This window comes from Burkholderiales bacterium (assembly GCA_035560005.1).
Taxonomy (GTDB): domain Bacteria; phylum Pseudomonadota; class Gammaproteobacteria; order Burkholderiales; family Eutrophovitaceae; genus DASRFY01.
The window spans coordinates 63643-81165 of sequence record DATMAN010000057.1; the positions used below are offsets into that span (position 1 = coordinate 63643).

Sequence of the window (17523 nt, forward strand, 5' to 3'; positions counted from 1 at the left end):
CGGACAGAAGACCCATGCCAGCCAACCCCTTGCTTTTTGCGCCGCTGCAGTTGCGCGGCGTCACACTCAAGAACCGTATCGTCATCTCTCCGATGTGTCAGTACTCGGCGAAGAACGGGCTCGCCAACGACTGGCACCTTGTCCACCTGGGGAAATTCGCATTGGGTGGGGCTGGGCTGGTGTTCACGGAAGCCACTGCCGTCGAGGCGAGAGGCCGAATTACGCACGGCGATCTCGGGATCTGGTCGGACCATCACGTGCCCCCCCTGCAACGCATTACGGCGTTCCTGAAGGGTCACGGCGCGGTGCCAGCCATGCAACTGGCGCACGCCGGCCGTAAAGCCAGCATGCAGCGCCCGTGGCACGGCAACGGCCCCCTGGACGACACCGACCGCCGCCGCGGCGAAGATGCTTGGGAAGTGGTGGCGCCGAGCCCCGAGCCGATGGATGCCGGCTGGCTCGTCCCTCACGAGCTGACCGTCGCCGAGATCCGCCAGGTGCAGGACGCCTGGGTCAGAGCCGCAAGGCGCGCGCTTGTGGCGGGGTTCGAGGTCATCGAACTGCACTCGGCACACGGTTATCTGGGTCACGAGTTCCTCTCGCCGCTTTCCAATAAACGGCGCGACGAGTACGGCGGTGATCTGCGGGGCCGCATGCGCTTCACCCTCGAGCTGGCGGAGGCGGTGCGAGCGGCCTGGCCGCAGGACAAGCCCCTGTTCGTGCGCGTGTCCTCCGTCGACGGAATAGACGGCGGCTGGTCGCTCGACGATACGGTCGCGCTCGCGCGCGAGCTGAAGGCGCTCGGAGTGGACGTGCTGGATTGTTCCTCAGGCGGGCTCAAGGGCGCGGCGACGGCTGCCCGCATCAAGCGCTCGCCGGGGTTCCAGGTTCCGTTTTCGGACCGGGTACGACGCGAGGTCGGCATGAGGACCATGACGGTCGGGTTGATCCTCGAGGCCCATCAGGCCGAAGCTATCCTGCAAGCCGGTCAAGCGGACCTCGTCGCGATCGGTCGCGAAGCGCTCTATGACCCCAACTGGCCCCTTCACGCCGAAGTTGCATTGGGCGTCGAAGGCGAGTACGAGTCCTGGCCGGTGCAATATGGCTGGTGGCTGGAGAAGCGCCGCCACATGCTCGGATACGAACCCAAAAGGAAGGATGCAGCTTAGTCAGGTGCGGCACTGCCAGGCTTTCCACCGCGCCCCCGCGTCGTTACGCTTGCGTCGTCAGCGACTCTGCTCTAACTAGCCGCCCCCAATCATGCCTGCCGTCGGAATGAACCATTTCACCGTGCTCTCGGACGATCTGGAGCGGAGCCGGGACTTTTACATGACCGTGCTTGGACTGCAGGAAGGTCATCGTCCGCCCTTGGGCTTTCCGGGCGCCTGGCTCTACTGTGACGGCCAGGCGGTGCTGCACATCATCGCCGGCCGAAAGCTGCCCGAGCCACGCGCTGGCGTGCTCGACCACATGGCCTTCAGCGCAAAAGATCTAAAGGGTACGGTGGAGAAGCTGCGATCGCGCGGTGTTCCGTACGAACTGCGCCGACAGGATGAATCCGGGACATGGCAGCTCTTCTGCTTCGACCCGAGCGGCGCCAAAGTGGAGCTGGACTTCCCGCCCAGCGAACCGGCGCCTGACTGACCGGCACCCGCCAGATGACGAAAAAAAGGCCCGCATTGAGCGGGCCTTTGCGCGTAAAAGGGCAAGCCGCCCGGGGAAGTGGGCATGTTCGATCGCAGCGCAGCGCCGCTTTAGCGGCGCTTTGGCCATGCCAGCGCAACGCGCTACCTGGCCCGAGGATCCAATCTGCGCACTTCGGCCCGCCGCCGCGCCGCGGGGACGCCACTGTCGTGGGTTCCGTACGCACACGCCCACAGCAAGGGAGGTCGGCTGCGAACGCAAACGCCGGAGAGAACGACGAGGCAGTCAGGCCCTGCCGGAGCGGCTTACCGAAAGTCAGCTTCACCCGGTCGGCGAACACTTTGTGTACCGGCCTGTGAAGACGCTCAAGAAGGTAGCCAAGTTCTGCAGAAAGATCAAATCTATCAAAATGATAGATTTGAAATACATCCTGAAATCAGCCTGTTGCCGGTGTCCCCCCAAGGAAATTCCATGGAACTTCAATCGCCGTGCCTACCGTGCGGCCGGCGATCAGCCGGCCCGCAGCGCGGGGATCCTCTGGAACTCGGCCCGCAGGAAGTCCACGTAGGCGCGGACCTTCGCCGAGAGATGTCGGCCCGAAGGGTAGACCGCGTGAATATCCATCAGCGTCGGCGCAAAGTTGGTCAGGATCGCCCGCATGGCCCCCGACTCGATGTCCTTCTGGGCGATCCACTCCGGGGTCACCGCAACGCCAAGGTCATTGAGCACGGCCTGGCGGATTGCCTCGCCGTTGTTGGTTCGGAAGTTCCCCGACACCTTCACGCGGATCTCTTGCCCATCAGGACCCTGGAACATCCATTCGTTTCCGGTCGACAGATAGGCATAGAGGATGCAATTGTGGTGTACCAGCTCCTGCGGGGTCTTTGGAACCCCGTGCTTCTTGAGGTACGCCGGTGTCGCCACGGCCACGCGCCGCGTCTTCCCCAGGCGGCGCGCCACGAGGTTCGAGTCGCCCAGGCGTCCGATGCGGATGGCCACGTCGACACCCTCCTCCACGACGTCCACGAATCGATCCACCAGCGCGAGATCGACCTCCACCTCGGGATGCAGCTTCTGAAACTTCAGGGTAAGCGGTCCGACGTACATCTGACCGAGCGCGATCGAAGTGTTGATCTTCAGCAGGCCTGCCAGCTGGCCCTGCAGCCTTCCCAGATTGGCTTCCGTCTCGCGCACCTGGTCGAGGATGCGCTTGCAGGCTTCGTAGTATTCGCTGCCCGCCTCCGTCAGGCTCAGTTGCCGTGTACTGCGGTTGAGGAGCCGGACCTTGAGCTTGTGTTCCAGCGCCGAGAGCTGCTTGCTGACGGTGGGCTGGGTCATGTCCATCTCTCGCGCCACCGCCGAGAAGCTGCCGGTCTCGACGATTCGGACGAACAACTCCATGGCGGTCAGTCGATCCATGCGCCGACCTCCTCACCTTGCTTGTGGCGCGGTTTCCTGGCGCGCCTGCCCTGCCGAAGGTGCGACAGTCCGGTTCGTGGCGCGCCCGTCGATCTCCCGCGGCGTCGACCGAGGCAAGGATTCGATCGTGCGCTCGCGCCGGTAGTACTCGATCCAGTGACCGATCTCGCCTTCCCTGGCCTTGACGGCGGCATCCTCCGCCGCGCCGGCGGATGCCGCCATCAGCACCCACGCGACCATGGCCAGCCTCAAAGCGGCTGCCCGGACATGCACGCGTCGTACACCATGTCCCCGAATACCTGCTCGCTGAGCGCTGTCGCCTCTGCCCCGCGTGCCACCAGCCAGGCGTACGCTTCATCGAGCGCGCGACCCACGAACGCGATCTCATTCTCGGTTTCGTCGCCTTTCCAGTGCACTTTGATCTGGTCGCGGGGCGTTCCTTGCTTGAAATAATAGTGCGCGAGTACCTGCAGTCTTGCGGTGTAGACGCAACGCTCGGTCTTGCTCATCTGCGTGATCCGGTCGGCCACGGCGGGAAAACTGACGAAAACCAGCGATAACAGGCAGACAATCGATTTCTTCATGAGGATCCTCGCACTCGTAATGCGCCGTGTTGCAGCACGCCCGAGTCTAGCAGAAGCCCTGCTCTCGACTACAATGGGACGCAGGATGCCCGCTCCGCCGGGGGTCCGACATGCGGCGCTCGCAACGCAGGCGGTTTCCTCAGACTGAGGGGGCAAATGAACAGACTGACCGTGCTTCTCGCTGGCGTCTTCGCTCACACCCTGTTCGCTCCCGCGCTCGCGCATCCGCCCACGCTCGCGGAATGCCGGGAAGGAGGAGAGTTCATCCGGCACGCGGCGATGTCGCGCGACAACGGGATCACCAAGCAGGTTTTCATGGACAGGCTCGCGCAAGACATCGCGCTGGTACAGGCGTTCCCGCCGGACCTGCGCTGGTTCGTGCAGGACGACTACGACGTGCGCTTTCTGACCGCCGCGGCCGAACGGGTCTTCGATGAGCCGAGCGAACCGCAGCGGCACGAAGCGGTCTTCGTGCGCGACTGCCTCGAGGCCACCGTATGGAACCGCGATCGGTAGTTACGCCCGGTTGCGGCCTGAGGGATCGGTCGACTTGAGCGCCGACATGGCTTCCTGGAACTGCTCGATGGGAGCCTCGTCAACCGTGTAACCCGCTGCTCTGCGCGAGGGACGATAGCCCTGCGCGGCGTAGAGATCCTCCTGCAATTCCTCTTTGTCCAGCACCGCGACCGGGAATCGCCAGAACGCGCGTTCGACGGTCAGGCCCGTTGTCTTGCGTACTTCGTCGATGACGGCCATTTCCAGCATGTGGGAGCTGCGCAGTTTCTCGCTCGGCCTCGCCTCCACCAGCACGACGAAGCGACGCCCACCGAGGACCGGATAGCTCGTCACGTGGGCATCGATGGCATTGGCCTTGAGGTACCCGGAGGCCGACTCGGCGACCCGGCGCATCGCCGCCCGCGCCCGGCGATCTCTGATCTTCAGAAAAAGGATGTAGCCCAGCAGCGTGATCACCGTCGCCGCCACGACGTACAGGGCCTGAAGATTGAAAACGATACGGTCAACATGGCTGCTCGGTCAAGCGGCCACGCTGGGCCGGATGCCCTGGGTTGTCATGCCACTTGCGACAAGCTGCGCACATACCATTCCATGGCTTCCTCGAGGCCTTCGCGAACGCGATGGGTAGGGACGTAGTCGAGGAGCTTGCGGGCCTTGGAGATATCCGCTTGAGAGTGACGAACATCGCCTTCCCTGAAATCCCGGTAACGCGGCCGAGTATCGCGCACCTGCGGAAAATGCTTCGCCAGCAACGCCCGTTGGAGCTCGAACAGCTCGTTCAGCGTGGTACGTTCGCCCACAGCGACGTTGTATACCTGATTGAGCGCTTCCGGCTCATCAGTCATGGCGGCCAGCAGATTCACCTGGATCGCGTTCTCCACGTAGCAGAAGTCACGGCTGGTCTGTCCGTCGCCGTTGATGTAAACCGGCTCGCCGCGAATGAGTTGGGCGATCCACTTGGGGATCACCGCCGCATAGGCGCCCTCGGGATCCTGGCGTGGACCGAATACGTTGAAGTATCGAAGACCGATGGAAATCATCCCGTAGCAGCGGGCGAAGACATCGGCGTACAGTTCGTTCGCATATTTGGTAACGGCATAGGGCGAAAGCGGCCTGCCGATCGCCTCTTCCACCTTGGGTAGAGCCGGGTGGTCGCCGTAGGTGGAACTGGATACGGCGTAAATGAACCGGCCGACACCCGCATCGCGCGCCGCGACCAGCATGTTCACGAAGCCCGTGAGATTGGTTCCGTGAGTCATCAGCGGGTCTTCTATGGAGCGCGGGACGGAGCCCAGAGCCGCTTGATGAAGCACGTATTCAACCCCATCACAGGCTCGGCGGCAGTCCGCCAGACTTCGGATATCGCCCTCGATAAAGGCAAAGTTGCGCCACGCCTGCGGACCGACTGTTGCCTTCACTTCCTCAAGGTTGCGGGCATGGCCGGTCGCGAAATTGTCGAGACCGACGACCTTCTGGCCAAGCTTGAGCAGCGCTTCCAACAGGTGCGAACCGATGAACCCGGCGACACCGGTGATCAGCCAACGCCGCGGGCGCTCCCGAATCTGCTGCTGAATCTCCAGGTAGCGTGACATGCACAGAGAGCCGTGGAATCACAACCGCCAGACGGTGAGGCCCGCTTTCTGCAGCGCCTTGAGGTCGAACTGGCTCTTGACGTCGATGAAGCACCCTCGCTCGACCACTTTCGTGAGGTAATCGGCCAGCGATCGCTCCAAGAACCGTCGATGCGCCACTGCCACAACGATGGCATCGGCCCGCGGCAGTGATTCCCAGGGCACGAGATCCAGACCGTACTCGTGCCGCGCCTCGCCGGCATCGGCCACGGGATCGTGCACATGAACATGCATCCCGTAGGATTTCAGTTCGCTGATCACATCGATGACTCGCGTGTTGCGGATGTCAGGGCAGTTCTCCTTGAAGGTCAATCCCAGCACATTGACCTGCGAGCCCTTGATGTGCGAGCCGTTGCGAATCATGTGTTTGACGGTCTGCTCGGCGATGAACTTGCCCATTCCGTCGTTGATGCGACGCCCCGCGAGAATTACCTGTGGGTGATACCCGATCTTTTCCGCCTTGTGGGTGAGATAGTAAGGATCGACCCCGATGCAGTGCCCGCCAACGAGCCCAGGCCGGAAAGGAAGGAAGTTCCACTTGGTGCCGGCGGCCTGCAGCACTTCCAGAGTGTCGATGCCCATGCGGTCGAAGAGGATGGCCAATTCGTTCATCAACGCGATATTGAGATCACGCTGGGTATTCTCGATCACCTTGGCCGCTTCGGCCACCTTGATGCTCGATGCACGGTATACGCCCGCCGTCACGATCTCCTCGTACAGCCCCGCCACCTTATTGAGTGTTTCTTCACTGTCGCCGGAAACCACTTTGAGGATCTTCGGCAACGTGTGCTCTTTGTCGCCGGGATTGATGCGCTCCGGAGAGTAGCCGACGTGGAAGTCCCGCCGCCATTGCATGCCCGAGAACTTCTCGAGGATGGGGACGCACACCTCTTCTGTCGCACCCGGATAGACTGTCGATTCGTAGACGACCGTCGCGCCGCGCTTCATGAATTTTCCGACCGATTCGCTGGCGCCCGTCAATGCGCCCAGATCCGGCTGGTGCGCGGCATCCACCGGTGTTGGAACAGCCACGATGATGAAATCGGCCTGCCCGAGCGCTGCAGGGTCTGTGGTCACGCTGAGCAGTCGAGCGGCGCGCAGCTCCTCGCTCGACACCTCTCCAGTTGGATCGATGTGCCGTCGATAGCTCTCGACCTTGGCTTCCGACAGATCGAAGCCGATGGTCTTGCGCTTTTTTCCGAACTCCACCGCAAGCGGTAACCCGACGTATCCCAAGCCAACGACAGCAACGACGCTCATGATTCGCACCTGTTCATATCCGCATGGTCTGCCACCGAATCGGCATAATGCAAGAACCACGTTCGGCAAGTGGTCTGGAGATGAATCTCACGAAGCTCGCGGTTTGCCTTTCACGAATGACACCGAGGAAGACGCATATTGTCTTGCCCCTGCTACTCATGATTGCGCTCTACTGGTTATCCTCTATCCCGGGCACGCCGATGCCCGATGAAGCTGCCGTCCACAGGCTGTTTCTCTGGATTCCGCCCTCTGTGCAGAATCTGTTGCACGTCCCGACCTATGCCGGCCTCACGCTCGCTTGGCATTGGGCGCTGCAGGCGTGGCTGCGAAGCCGGATCATGGGCGCAGCCAGTGCTGGCATGATCGCTTCGCTTTTTGGTTTGTTCGATGAATGGCATCAGTCCTTCGTGCCAGGCCGTTATGCCTCACTCACCGACCTCGTGTTCAATCTCGTCGGAGTTGCGACGGGGCTTTGGTTTGCCATTCGGATCGGACTACAGACCGGGAACTTTCCCTCCACAGAGGCAAAGGGTCCGGGTGCCCTCCCGCCTGATTGATTTTCACATTCTGTTCAACGTTTCAAACACCTGTTCAGCGAAGAGCCCGTGTCTGTTGACGTGCAACAGGGCCTGCCATGACAGATGGAGAGCTTGCCTCTGCAGCCCCGTGGTCGAGCCATCGCCTCAGCACCGTCGCAATGCGTTCGGCAGCCTGTCCGTCCCATAGCTCCGGCACTCTTCCCGCTTTCCCGCCCGTGCGCAAGATGTCTTCAACGGCGGCGAGAATACGCGCGCGATCGTTTCCAACCACCACGTTAGTGCCTTCCTGCACCGTTATCGGACGCTCAGTAGTATCGCGCAGGGTGACGCAAGGCACTCCAAGGGCTGTCGTCTCCTCTTGAATGCCCCCTGAATCGGTAAGGACCAGTCGTGCCGACTGCATCAGTCCGAGCATTTCGAGATAGCCCAGCGGCGGCAGCTTCAAGATCGACGAGCTGTCCAACAGATCGCCTAAGCCGTACTGGTCGATTTTGCCGCGCGTCCTGGGGTGGACCGGAAAGACCACCGGCAGACGCGTGCCCACATCCCGGATGGCAGCGAGCAGGCGCCCTAAAGTCGCAGGATCGTCCACATTGGAAGGCCGGTGCAGAGTGAGCACCGCGTAAGGCTTCTGCACCCAACTCGCGGCAGCTCCGTATCGGCACACGGTTCGAGCGGGCGGTATGGCATCCTTCAAGCTGTATCGCAGCGTGTCAATCATGACGTTGCCTACGAAGTGGATGCGAGCAGTTTCGATGCCTTCGCGCAACAAGTTCTCGCGCGCGCCTTTCTCCGTGGTGAACAGCAGCTCCGAAATCTGATCAGTGAGCACCCGATTGATCTCCTCGGGCATCGTGCGGTCGAAACTTCGCAACCCGGCTTCGACGTGAATCACGGGAACGCCCTTTTTGACCGCTACCAGGGCGCAAGCCAAAGTGGAATTCACGTCGCCCACGACCAGTACCGCCGCAGGCCTTTGCTGATCAACAACCGGTTCGAAACGCCGCATGATCTCGGCCGTCTGAACCGCATGCGAGGCTGACCCGACCCCCAGGTTGATGTCCGGCTCAGGTATTCCTAGAGCTTCGAAAAACTGATCATTCATGTCCGCGTCGTAATGCTGGCCTGTGTGCACCAGCCGTACCGGCAGTGGCGGCGCGCCGCTGCGCATCGCCCGGATGACCGCCGCGATCTTCATCAGATTGGGGCGCGCTCCCACGACACAAAGTATGGAAGCATCGGCTGCGTTCGGTAACGATGCCTTCATCGTTCCTGCTTGAGCCGCATTTCCGCCGGCGCGAATTCCTGGTGCATTTCGCTGATCACTTGCGCCACGTCTGCACCGGTAAATGCGTGCTTTTCGTCGAGATGGCCGAGGATCAGCAGACGATCGCAGAGCACGTTGATCCTCCGTGGAATCCCGCCGGTATGCTCGTAGATAGCCGTGAAAGCATCGTTGCTGAAGGATGGATCGTTCCGCCAGCCTACAGTCTGCAGACGGTGCAGGATGTAGGCTTTCGTTTCCGCGGCATCCATCGGTCCTAGGTGGCACGAAGCGATGATTCGCTGGCTGAGCTGTTCCATTTCTGGTTTCTGCAGCGTCCTGCGAAACTCGGGCTGTCCGAGCAGAAAAGTCTGCAGCAAAGGCCTCCCGCCGGTCATGAAGTTCGAGAGCATTCGCAGTTCTTCCAACGATTTCGCCGGAAGATTCTGTGCCTCATCCACGATCAGAAGTACTCGCTTGCCCTTCTTTTGACAGGCAAGCAGGAACTGTTCGATCCGGTTGAGCAGGACCGCCTTGCTGTTTTCCTGCGCCAACCCAAACGCCGAGGCCACCATGCGCACGAGGTCGTCGGCTTCAAGGCTCGTACTCACCACCTGCGCAAGCACCAGGGATTGTGACGTCAGCTTGCGGGCGAGGGTGCTGGCAAGCATGGTCTTTCCGGCGCCGATCTCTCCGGTGATGACGATGAACCCCTCCCCTTGATGAATCCCGTAGGTCAGATAGGCCATGGCACGGCGATGACCCCAGCTCGGGAACAGGAACCGGGGATCTGGGCTGAGCTGAAAGGGCTTGGCCTGAAAGCGATAGAAAGCTTCGTACATGAAGCCTCAAAATGTCATTCGCGCTGTCGCGAACACCGCATTCTCCGTATAACTGAACACGCTGTCGCTCGAATCATTCTGCTGCCTGCGATAGTTCAGAGACCCGGAGAGTCGAGGTTGGAACTGTCTTGCCAGCCCCATTCCGAGAGAAAACACCCGATCGACGCGACCCGTGTCGGAAAACGCGTTGCGGGCATAGGTTCCACCCATGTTCCAGTCGTCGAAGGCCGTCAATCGCAGGCTCCATTGCACACCTGCGCCGACCTGTTCGATCGCGCTGCTGGTGCCGAAGTCTCCCGTTGCGGGCGCGGCCGCGTCAGCGTCCAGCCGCTCCCGCGTTTCTCCGAACACACTGAAAATCAAAACGTTCTTGACCCCCAACAGGCCCACAGACGCTTCTGCTCTCTTCAAGAGAAACAACTCGTTGGTGAGAAAGTTGATTGGAGTTCCCAACTCTGGACGAAGACCGGTACGTGCGATGAATTCCTTCACCGCCCTCTCCCGCTCCGCAGGGTCCGGTATTTGAGACAGAAACAACTGATCGAGAAGTCCCGGCGTCGCCGGAACCAGGAACTCCGAGCGAGAAGTGGTAATTTCTTCCCTATACTCAACGCCCCATGCAGTGAGACGAGTCCGGTGCCTGAAATCGAAGGAATAGCTAAGGTCGTGCAACCGTTCGCCGGCAGCGGCCACCAGGCGTGTGCGGGGCGATGGTGTCCACTCGAGTCCGGCGCTCCACCGTGGCCCTTTGGTTTCCGACCCCGGCACGCCCGATTCGTATCTCTCATAACCGGCTTGGGCAAGCAGCCTCATGGTCGCTGTGACCAGCCGCCCGGCGTTCGCCGAAACTTCTTCGGCAACGGTATCCTCCTCAGTGTCATAGCCGATCTTCTCCCTCCCATACCCGACATCCCAGATGAGGAGCCGGTAGGCGGGACCACTCCTCAAGCGCAGATTGATGGCGTCGGCGGCACTATCGGACAGGGTCGAAGGGTCGTCCGAGTTCACCACACTGTAGGTGTAACGTGCTTCTGCTCGCGCCTCGGAGCCGAAGTCACGTCTGACATAGGGGCTCACGGCATAAGTACCGATGGTGACGCGATTTCCCGTGAGGTTGACGTCGTCGATCGTGAGAGGGCCCTGGAGTGAGACGTTGTACCGATCTATATTGGCGAGGGCATCGACGAAGAGTAGCTGCTCAGCAAGCTCCGCGTTGCCGGTGGCGTTCAGCCGGTGGTAGATCTGATTCTCCTCCTGCGCGCGAGCATAGTACGTAAAATCCGGCGTGTACCGTGCATCGAGCTTCAGCCGTGCACCCGTGGCTGCGACCGAAATCCCGGGGCTGACTTGCGTCACCCAGTCCGCACGCTTCGATGCGTCCGGATCCAGCAATACGTTATCGGTATAGGTCTCTCTTACAGAAAGGGTGGGTGCGACGTCCCATTTGGCCGCCCAGACTGGGTTCAACAGCAACGCCGGCAGGGCGGCCGAAATCGGGAGCAGCCGCTTCGCATTCGAGTGGGTCCGTCCGATCTCGGGCCTGGCTGCCGGCCATCGACTGACGTCGGTTCTTGCCTTAGCCATAGCCCCCGTAGGCGTATCCCCGCCTGGGGGCTGGTCCTTTGTTGAGCACGAGGCCGGCGACCCTGTCGGGGTCAATATGGCTCAGTGCCGCTTTCAATGCAGCCTCCGAGGTCTTGCCTGCCTCCACCACGACAACGATTTGTCCCATCTGTCTCGCGAGTGTGCCCGCCTCGCTGGCCACGAGCAGTGGAGGCGCGTCGAAGACGATGACGCGGTCCCGATAACGCCGCGCCATTTCCTGCAGCAACCCTCGCATCGCCTCGCTCGCCAGAAGTTCCGTCGTGTGTTGATGTGCGCTGCCTGCGGGAAGCAGCGTGAGCTTGCCGACGTCGGTGCTCCACAGCACGTCCTCCAGCGGTACGCGCCCAGCCAGCACATCGATCAATCCGCGTTCCGCCTTCACGCCCAGCGCCCGTGGAATGCCCGGCTTGACGACATCCGCATCGACCAGGAGCGCAGTATGATCCATTTCCAGAGCGATGCTGATCGCAAGATTGACGGCGCAGAATGTCTTGCCTTCTCCCTCGAGCGCACTGGTGATCATGACAAGGTTCGCCGGTGCTCCGATCCTCGGATTGGCTGCGTTCGCGAGTATCTGCCGTTTGATGCGTCGGAAGCTCTCCGAGATCGGGCTGCGCTTTCCGTCGGGCGTAACCATGCGCTGCCGTTGCAGGTGTTCCCGGTCCACCCGCAGCATTCGCGTCGTCTTGCCGCCGGCGACCGAGGGCTTCGGTATTGCACTCAGTGCCCTGGAAAGATCGCCGGCGTCCGACGAAGCCATCGGCTCCCTTGGTTCGATGCGTCCGGAACGTTCACCGCTTTCGCTGACCGTGCGCTCGATCGCATCCAGCTCAGTAACCGCAATCTTGGCCTCGAGGAATTCAGAACCCTTGCCGCTTTCCGAGAATGCTCGTACGAGCACATCGTCTTCATTGCGAACAGTACGGTCTGCTTCCAGAGGTGACGGCCCGAAGTCCGGCGGTTCGCTCTTCTCGAGCAGCTTTGCCGCTCTTTCGATGATGCTCATGTCGATTACACCCTCGTTCCCGTCAATACGTAGGGCGCCATAACGGCCGCGTACACCGACAGCAGACCGACGAACGAAACCGCCAGTGCCGCAAGTCCCCACGCGCGGCGCCCCTTCTGCTCCTCGGTCCACCCCATCACCACGGTCCCCAAAACTGCCAGGCCGCTCACCTCCTTGAGCTTACGTTCATCGTAGAACGCAGGCTTCGCTTGTCCGAACAGGAAGGCAACACCCAGCCCGCCTCCCAGTGCCACAACCAAAACGAACGACAACAGCAGAGGCCGGCGGCTGGGTGTCATTGGCACCAGGGGAGGATCGATGACCCGGAAAGCCATTACGGCGTTGCTCGCTTCCATGTTCCCCGAGATCTGCGCCGACTCACGGCGCTTCAACAGATCGTCGTAGCGGGCCTTGGTCGCTTCGTAGTCCCGTGTCAACTGCTTGTATTCTGCCTCGACCCGCGGCAACGCATCGACAGCCGCTTTGAGTTCCGAGTATCGCCTGCGATGCTCCTGAACCCGGGTCCTCATCGCCGCTACGTTCGCTTCGGCTGAAGCCAGAGCGACAGTCAACTGCTCATAAACCGGATCGCGGGCCTGCGCGGGCGTCTGGGCGGGCAGTGCGATCTTTGGCTTGGCTTCGGCCTTCTTCTGCTCCTTCAACTGGGCAATCATGCGCACGAGCTGCACGATATCGGGATGCTGCTCGGTGTACGTGAGGCGCAGATTGTCGAGCTTTTGTTCGAGAGCCTGGATGCGGCTGTCGATTTCCGGTTGTTCAGGCTCCGTCTCGACATAATTGATCTCCTCCGGCACCAAGGCGCTGGCCGTATGCGCCGCAAGCTGATCCTTGATGGCGTCGCGAGAATTCTCGGCTTCTCTGAGCATGAGCTCGGACTGCGTCAACGCGCCTTTTGCATCCCATAGCTGCGCGAAGTAATCGCCCCCCTGACCGGGCAGAAGACCCACATACTTTCGCTTGAACTCCATGACCGCATTCTCGGCGGCCACCAGCTTTGCGTTGTATTCCTCGAGCTGATCGTCGATGAACCGTTGCGCCGAGTCGGTATCGCTGCGTTTGTTGCCGAGACTTCCCTCGACAAAGATGGTGAGGAGCGATTCGACCACCCGTTTCGCCGTATCGCGGTCCTTGTCGGCATAGGAGATCACGTACAGGTTTTCCCCGCCGGCGCGCTTGATGGTCAGCTCTTTCGTGAGACGAGCGACGAGCCGTTCCCGCTCCTCGAGCGTCTTGAGCCTGTCGTCCAGGCCGGTCATCTGGATCACCTTCTCGACATTGGGGACGCTGATAAGGGTCCGGCTCATCATTGCGACCATTTCATTGACATCGGGCTGCACTGCGAGTCCTTGCAGCAAGGGTCTCAGCACGGACTGAGTATCAACGTAGACGCGGGCGCTCGCTTCGTAGCGCTCTGGCATCCGATGTACGGCGAACCAACCACCCAAGGCAATCAACCAGGCAGTGGCCATCGCGTACCACCGAAAACGCCAGATCGCCCTCAGATAGCTAATCAGTTGATCGAACAGTTCTTGCATATCGAAACGCCGCCAAAAGCTACTGCAGGTGGCTAAAAGAAACTCTGTGGAATGACCAGGACATCGCCTGGACGCATCACCACATTGGCCGAAAGGTCACCGCCTTTGACGAGATCCTTCAGCCGCACCCCGAACTGCTGGGTTCGCCCGCCGCTCGAGCGCAGGATGCTCGCCTTGTTACCGTCCGCAAAATCCGTAATGCCTCCCACGGCGATCATGACATCGAGCAACGTCATGTTCTCCCGATAGGCGAGCGCTTGAGGTCTGACTGCTTCGCCAATCACGCGCACTTGTTGGCTGTAGGGCCCAACGAAAGTGGTCACGATGACCGTGACAACCGGTGTCTGCACATACTTGCCCAGCACGTTCTCGATGTCTCGAGCAAGCTGTGTTGCAGTCTTGCCGCTCGCGGGCAGATCTTCCACCAACGGTGTGGAGATCTTTCCGTCGGGCCGCACCGGCACGGTCATGGACAGCTCTGGATTGCGCCAGACGACGATGTTCAACGTATCGCCCGGGCCGATCAGATACGGGGGCATTTCGCCGGTTGCCGCACTCCGGCTTAGCGGTGGGTAGGTAGGTGCGCCGCATGCCGCGAGACCCAGCAGCAGCATCAGGGCGATAAATCCCGGACGCAGCCATGTTCTGACCCTCATAGCTTGCTCTCCTTCAACATGATTGATTGACCGGACGCTCTGGAGGCCGGCGCCTCCAGCACAGGCACCCAACCCAACAATGCGCAATTCAGTTGACGTCTAGTGGCGACGAGCGGCTCGCTGGCTGGGCTCCACGCCACCCGACTTGCACGGCTGCTCGACTCTCCTCGACGCCTGGCGGACTTGCCGTGCGGCGGTAAGACGGATATGTGTCGCTGACGAGCCCGGACGCGAGCGGGAGGGACCTTGTCTTCCTTCCGAACCGCTAGACGCAGATGACCGGAACGCGCCCTGCTTTGTGCCGGGCGGCGTACACCTTGGGATGCCTCCCCTCCAGCGTGCATTCGATCCTCCCTTGAAGAGCGGTTGCGTGTTCGCAAGTTACAGGCACGATCTTGACTAACTAGTTGAAATTATTACGTCGTGCTTTTGTTGATCTCGACCGAACGGTGCTTACGCCTTTGTCTTTTTTGATACTTGCGGCGAGACCTCCAGCAAGAACGCAAGAGTACCGGCGACGCAGCCTACTTGCAAAGGGTCTCGACCAGTTTGGCTTCAACGCGTGAGCCCTTCCGACAAGCTCGAACTCCGAGTGCGCCACTTCTTGTTCGCTGGAACAGCCTTCTTGTCGCATCGCAACGACACGAACCCTTTTCACTCGTTGTACCCGTACATTGCTCCCGCTGCGTGGAGCCGACGCCGTCACGCTCCTTCGGCTTGTCTCAACACAACGACACAAACCTGTCGAACGCGGAGTCAATACCGTCGCTTAAGTAATTGACCTAATGCTGTAAATTCACATTGGCACGGTAGGTGCAGTCGCTTCGCTTTGGCCAGGGCCTTGCGGCCCTTCGAATTGCATTCACCCGCGATCGCCCGGTGAAGCGAGGAGGAAGGCCAGACGAGGACCCCGATGAACCCGAAGCAGTACGCGCCATTTGCGACCAGCGACCTGAAAGACACCGCCAAGCGGCTTCCGCTGAAGCGCAGTTGGGTCCTCCGCTCAAGAACACTGCTGGCCACGTCTCTTCTGGCAGTGTTGACCGTGTTCAATCTTTCGGGGTGCGGGACCGGAGAAGCCGATCAGGCCGGTGCAGAGCTCGCCCAGACTGGAGAGGGTCCCGATTCCACGCCGCCTACGACTCCGACCGGAATTGCAGCAGCACCCGCTTCCCCTTCGCAGATCGATCTGAGTTGGAACGCCTCGACCGACAACGTCGGCGTCGCCGGCTACCGCATCTATCGCAACGGCACACTCCTCGTCACGCTCGGCAACATCACGACCTACCAGAACAACGGCCTGACCCCATCGACGACATATTCGTATACGGTCCAGGCCGTGGACACTTCGGGAAACGCCTCGGCCCAATCGCCGGCGGCAAGCGCAACCACACCATCCGCACCCGACACCACCGCGCCATCCATCCCAACCGGCCTGACCGCAACCGCCGTCTCGCCCTCTCAGATCAATCTGAGCTGGAACGCCGCCACGGACAACGTCGGGGTCACCAGCTACCGTGTCTACAGAAACGGCGCGCTCATTGCCACGCTGGGCAACGTGACCACCTACCAGAACACGGGACTGAGCGCCTCCACCTCCTACAGTTACAGGGTTCAAGCCGTTGACGCAGCCGGGAACGCCTCCGCTCAATCGGCAGCCGCAAGCGCGACGACACAGAGTTCCGACACCACCGCGCCCTCGACCCCAACCGGGCTCACGGCAACCGCCGTCTCGCCCTCTCAGATCAATCTGAGCTGGAACGCCGCCACGGACAACGTCGGGGTCACCACCTACCGTGTCTATAGAAACGGAACGCTCATTGCCACGCTGGGCAACGTCACCAGTTACCAGAATACCGGGCTGAGCGCTTCCACAACCTACACCTACAGGGTTCAGGCAGTCGATGCAGCGGGAAATGCCTCCGCGCAATCGAGTCAAGTAAGCGCAACCACGCTGGCCGTACCCGATACCGCGGCTCCATCGACGCCAGGCGGTTTGACAGCCACCGCTGTCTCGTCCTCCCGGATCGACCTCAATTGGACCGCCTCTACCGACAACGTAGGCGTGACCAACTACCGCGTCTATCGCAACGGAGCGTTGATCGCCACGCTGGGCAACGTCACCACCTATCAGAACACCGGCTTAAGCCCCTCGACAACCTACGCCTACACAGTCCAGGCGCTCGACGCAGCCGGCAATGCCTCCGGTCAGTCGGCCCCGGTGAGCGCGACCACGCTCGCCGCGCCCGATACCACGGCCCCATCGACACCCACCGGCCTCACCGCGACGGCGGTCTCATCATCGCAGATCAACCTGAGCTGGAACGCCTCCACCGACAACGTGGGTGTCACCGGTTACCGCATCTACCGCAACGGCACCTTTCTCGCCTCGGTCGGCAATGTCACCACGTACCAGAGCACGGGTTTAAACCCTTCTACGACGTATTCCTACAGGGTCGATGCGATCGATGCTGCGGGCAATGCCTCTGCCTTATCGACCGCTGCCAGCGCAACCACCCAGGCGGCCAGCGGTACCGCAACACTCGCATGGGATGCTGTGAGTGCCTCGAATCTGAGCGGTTACCGCATCTACTACGGAACTGCTCCGGGAACCTATATGCAGCCGTTGGGCCAGGGCATCAACGTGGGCAACGTCACGTCCTATACCGTCACGGGACTTACCAGTGGAACCCGGTACTACTTCGCGGCGACGGCTGTCGATACGTCAGGTAACGAAAGCACGTTTTCCAACGAGGTATTCAAAGACATACCCTAAAACCCATGAGCAAAGCAAACAAGACATGAATGACGCTACTTGCTACTACTCGACTCGGCAATTTCGGATTGCCATTCTGCTATTGATGGTCGTTGGCCTGCTCAATGCCTGCGGTGGGGGCGACGCTGACCAGGCACAAGGTTCGGTGGGGGTCGGCACCGCGACGCTCGCATGGGATCCCGTCACGGATCCAAACCTCGCTGGCTACCGAATCTATTACGGGAC

18 protein-coding genes are annotated in these 17523 nt (G+C 61.0%); 6 read left to right on the top strand and 12 right to left on the bottom strand.

Annotated elements, in window-relative coordinates:
* The first annotated feature begins 14 nt into the window (after positions 1 to 14).
* Both VNM24_08765 and VNM24_08770 read left to right on the top strand, forming a co-directional pair.
* On the top strand, positions 15 to 1169 hold the full coding sequence (locus VNM24_08765; GenBank protein ID HWQ38682.1) for an NADH:flavin oxidoreductase/NADH oxidase: 1155 nt from the start codon (positions 15 to 17) through the stop codon (positions 1167 to 1169).
* 91 nt (positions 1170 to 1260) lie between these two features.
* On the top strand, positions 1261 to 1644 hold the full coding sequence (locus VNM24_08770) for a VOC family protein (protein HWQ38683.1): 384 nt from the start codon (positions 1261 to 1263) through the stop codon (positions 1642 to 1644).
* A 510-nt stretch (positions 1645 to 2154) separates the two neighbouring features.
* Here the strand turns inward: VNM24_08770 and VNM24_08775 are convergent.
* From VNM24_08775 to VNM24_08785, 3 genes are read right to left on the bottom strand one after another with little or no spacing between them, the layout of a single operon-like run.
* The gene (locus VNM24_08775) at positions 2155 to 3063 is read right to left on the bottom strand and encodes a LysR family transcriptional regulator (protein ID HWQ38684.1); all 909 of its coding nucleotides are present in this window, start codon (positions 3061 to 3063) and stop codon (positions 2155 to 2157) included.
* Positions 3064 to 3075: 12 nt separating this feature from the next.
* Positions 3076 to 3303, bottom strand: coding sequence for a hypothetical protein (locus VNM24_08780; GenBank protein ID HWQ38685.1), 228 nt, complete (start codon positions 3301 to 3303; stop codon positions 3076 to 3078).
* Between the two features lie 8 nt (positions 3304 to 3311).
* Positions 3312 to 3647 (bottom strand): hypothetical protein, encoded by a 336-nt coding sequence (locus tag VNM24_08785; protein ID HWQ38686.1) that lies wholly within the window; start codon positions 3645 to 3647, stop codon positions 3312 to 3314.
* Between the two features lie 156 nt (positions 3648 to 3803).
* Here VNM24_08785 and VNM24_08790 point away from each other — a divergent pair, with 156 nt between their 5' ends.
* Positions 3804 to 4163, top strand: a complete 360-nt coding sequence (locus VNM24_08790) for a hypothetical protein (GenBank protein ID HWQ38687.1) — start codon at positions 3804 to 3806, stop codon at positions 4161 to 4163.
* Here the strand turns inward: VNM24_08790 and VNM24_08795 are convergent, their stop codons facing one another.
* The 3 genes from VNM24_08795 to VNM24_08805 all read right to left on the bottom strand — a co-directional run bounded on the left by VNM24_08795 (position 4164) and on the right by VNM24_08805 (position 7054).
* Complete coding sequence (locus tag VNM24_08795) at positions 4164 to 4631, bottom strand: hypothetical protein (protein ID HWQ38688.1); 468 nt, start codon at positions 4629 to 4631, stop codon at positions 4164 to 4166. It lies immediately after the preceding gene.
* 86 nt (positions 4632 to 4717) lie between these two features.
* Positions 4718 to 5755: an SDR family oxidoreductase gene (locus tag VNM24_08800; GenBank protein HWQ38689.1), complete on the bottom strand. Its 1038-nt coding sequence runs from the start codon at positions 5753 to 5755 to the stop codon at positions 4718 to 4720.
* Between the two features lie 18 nt (positions 5756 to 5773).
* The gene (locus tag VNM24_08805; protein HWQ38690.1) at positions 5774 to 7054 is read right to left on the bottom strand and encodes a nucleotide sugar dehydrogenase; all 1281 of its coding nucleotides are present in this window, start codon (positions 7052 to 7054) and stop codon (positions 5774 to 5776) included.
* Between the two features lie 80 nt (positions 7055 to 7134).
* Here VNM24_08805 and VNM24_08810 point away from each other — a divergent pair, with 80 nt between their 5' ends.
* Positions 7135 to 7611 (top strand): VanZ family protein, encoded by a 477-nt coding sequence (locus VNM24_08810; GenBank protein HWQ38691.1) that lies wholly within the window; start codon positions 7135 to 7137, stop codon positions 7609 to 7611.
* Positions 7612 to 7645: 34 nt separating this feature from the next.
* Here the strand turns inward: VNM24_08810 and wecB are convergent, their stop codons facing one another.
* From wecB to VNM24_08840, 6 genes are all read right to left on the bottom strand, one after another.
* Positions 7646 to 8860, bottom strand: a complete 1215-nt coding sequence (wecB, locus tag VNM24_08815) for a UDP-N-acetylglucosamine 2-epimerase (non-hydrolyzing) (GenBank protein ID HWQ38692.1) — start codon at positions 8858 to 8860, stop codon at positions 7646 to 7648.
* Entirely contained in the window at positions 8857 to 9699 is an 843-nt protein-coding gene (locus VNM24_08820) for an XrtA/PEP-CTERM system-associated ATPase (GenBank protein HWQ38693.1), read from the bottom strand. The genes wecB and VNM24_08820 overlap by 4 nt, the downstream gene beginning before the upstream one ends.
* Positions 9700 to 9705: 6 nt before the next feature.
* Positions 9706 to 11166, bottom strand: a complete 1461-nt coding sequence (locus VNM24_08825) for a TIGR03016 family PEP-CTERM system-associated outer membrane protein (GenBank protein ID HWQ38694.1) — start codon at positions 11164 to 11166, stop codon at positions 9706 to 9708.
* Positions 11167 to 11275: 109 nt separating this feature from the next.
* A complete protein-coding gene (locus VNM24_08830; protein ID HWQ38695.1) occupies positions 11276 to 12310 on the bottom strand; it encodes an XrtA-associated tyrosine autokinase in 1035 nt (344 codons plus the stop codon).
* A 5-nt stretch (positions 12311 to 12315) separates the two neighbouring features.
* Positions 12316 to 13866 (bottom strand): XrtA system polysaccharide chain length determinant, encoded by a 1551-nt coding sequence (locus VNM24_08835; GenBank protein HWQ38696.1) that lies wholly within the window; start codon positions 13864 to 13866, stop codon positions 12316 to 12318.
* 32 nt (positions 13867 to 13898) lie between these two features.
* Positions 13899 to 14522: an XrtA/PEP-CTERM system exopolysaccharide export protein gene (locus VNM24_08840; GenBank protein HWQ38697.1), complete on the bottom strand. Its 624-nt coding sequence runs from the start codon at positions 14520 to 14522 to the stop codon at positions 13899 to 13901.
* Positions 14523 to 15435: 913 nt separating this feature from the next.
* Here VNM24_08840 and VNM24_08845 point away from each other — a divergent pair.
* Positions 15436 to 17298, top strand: a complete 1863-nt coding sequence (locus tag VNM24_08845; protein HWQ38698.1) for a fibronectin type III domain-containing protein — start codon at positions 15436 to 15438, stop codon at positions 17296 to 17298.
* A gap of 25 nt (positions 17299 to 17323) precedes the next feature.
* Positions 17324 to 17523 (top strand): hypothetical protein (locus tag VNM24_08850; GenBank protein ID HWQ38699.1); only part of this gene is annotated, 200 nt, incomplete at its 3' end.

Bases quoted from the DNA above. Each gene is read 5' to 3' on its own strand.
- VNM24_08775 (HWQ38684.1), bottom strand. From the start codon at position 3,063: ATGGATCGACTGACCGCCATGGAGTTGTTCGTCCGAATCGTCGAGACC.
- VNM24_08790 (HWQ38687.1), top strand. From the start codon at position 3,804: ATGAACAGACTGACCGTGCTTCTCGCTGGCGTCTTCGCTCACACCCTG.
- VNM24_08770 (HWQ38683.1), top strand. From the start codon at position 1,261: ATGCCTGCCGTCGGAATGAACCATTTCACCGTGCTCTCGGACGATCTG.
- VNM24_08845 (HWQ38698.1), top strand. From the start codon at position 15,436: ATGAACCCGAAGCAGTACGCGCCATTTGCGACCAGCGACCTGAAAGAC.
- VNM24_08780 (HWQ38685.1), bottom strand. From the start codon at position 3,303: ATGGTCGCGTGGGTGCTGATGGCGGCATCCGCCGGCGCGGCGGAGGAT.
- VNM24_08830 (HWQ38695.1), bottom strand. From the start codon at position 12,310: ATGAGCATCATCGAAAGAGCGGCAAAGCTGCTCGAGAAGAGCGAACCG.
- VNM24_08765 (HWQ38682.1), top strand. From the start codon at position 15: ATGCCAGCCAACCCCTTGCTTTTTGCGCCGCTGCAGTTGCGCGGCGTC.
- VNM24_08805 (HWQ38690.1), bottom strand. From the start codon at position 7,054: ATGAGCGTCGTTGCTGTCGTTGGCTTGGGATACGTCGGGTTACCGCTT.
- VNM24_08785 (HWQ38686.1), bottom strand. From the start codon at position 3,647: ATGAAGAAATCGATTGTCTGCCTGTTATCGCTGGTTTTCGTCAGTTTT.
- VNM24_08800 (HWQ38689.1), bottom strand. From the start codon at position 5,755: ATGTCACGCTACCTGGAGATTCAGCAGCAGATTCGGGAGCGCCCGCGG.
- wecB (HWQ38692.1), bottom strand. From the start codon at position 8,860: ATGAAGGCATCGTTACCGAACGCAGCCGATGCTTCCATACTTTGTGTC.
- VNM24_08820 (HWQ38693.1), bottom strand. From the start codon at position 9,699: ATGTACGAAGCTTTCTATCGCTTTCAGGCCAAGCCCTTTCAGCTCAGC.
- VNM24_08810 (HWQ38691.1), top strand. From the start codon at position 7,135: ATGAATCTCACGAAGCTCGCGGTTTGCCTTTCACGAATGACACCGAGG.
- VNM24_08835 (HWQ38696.1), bottom strand. From the start codon at position 13,866: ATGCAAGAACTGTTCGATCAACTGATTAGCTATCTGAGGGCGATCTGG.
- VNM24_08840 (HWQ38697.1), bottom strand. From the start codon at position 14,522: ATGAGGGTCAGAACATGGCTGCGTCCGGGATTTATCGCCCTGATGCTG.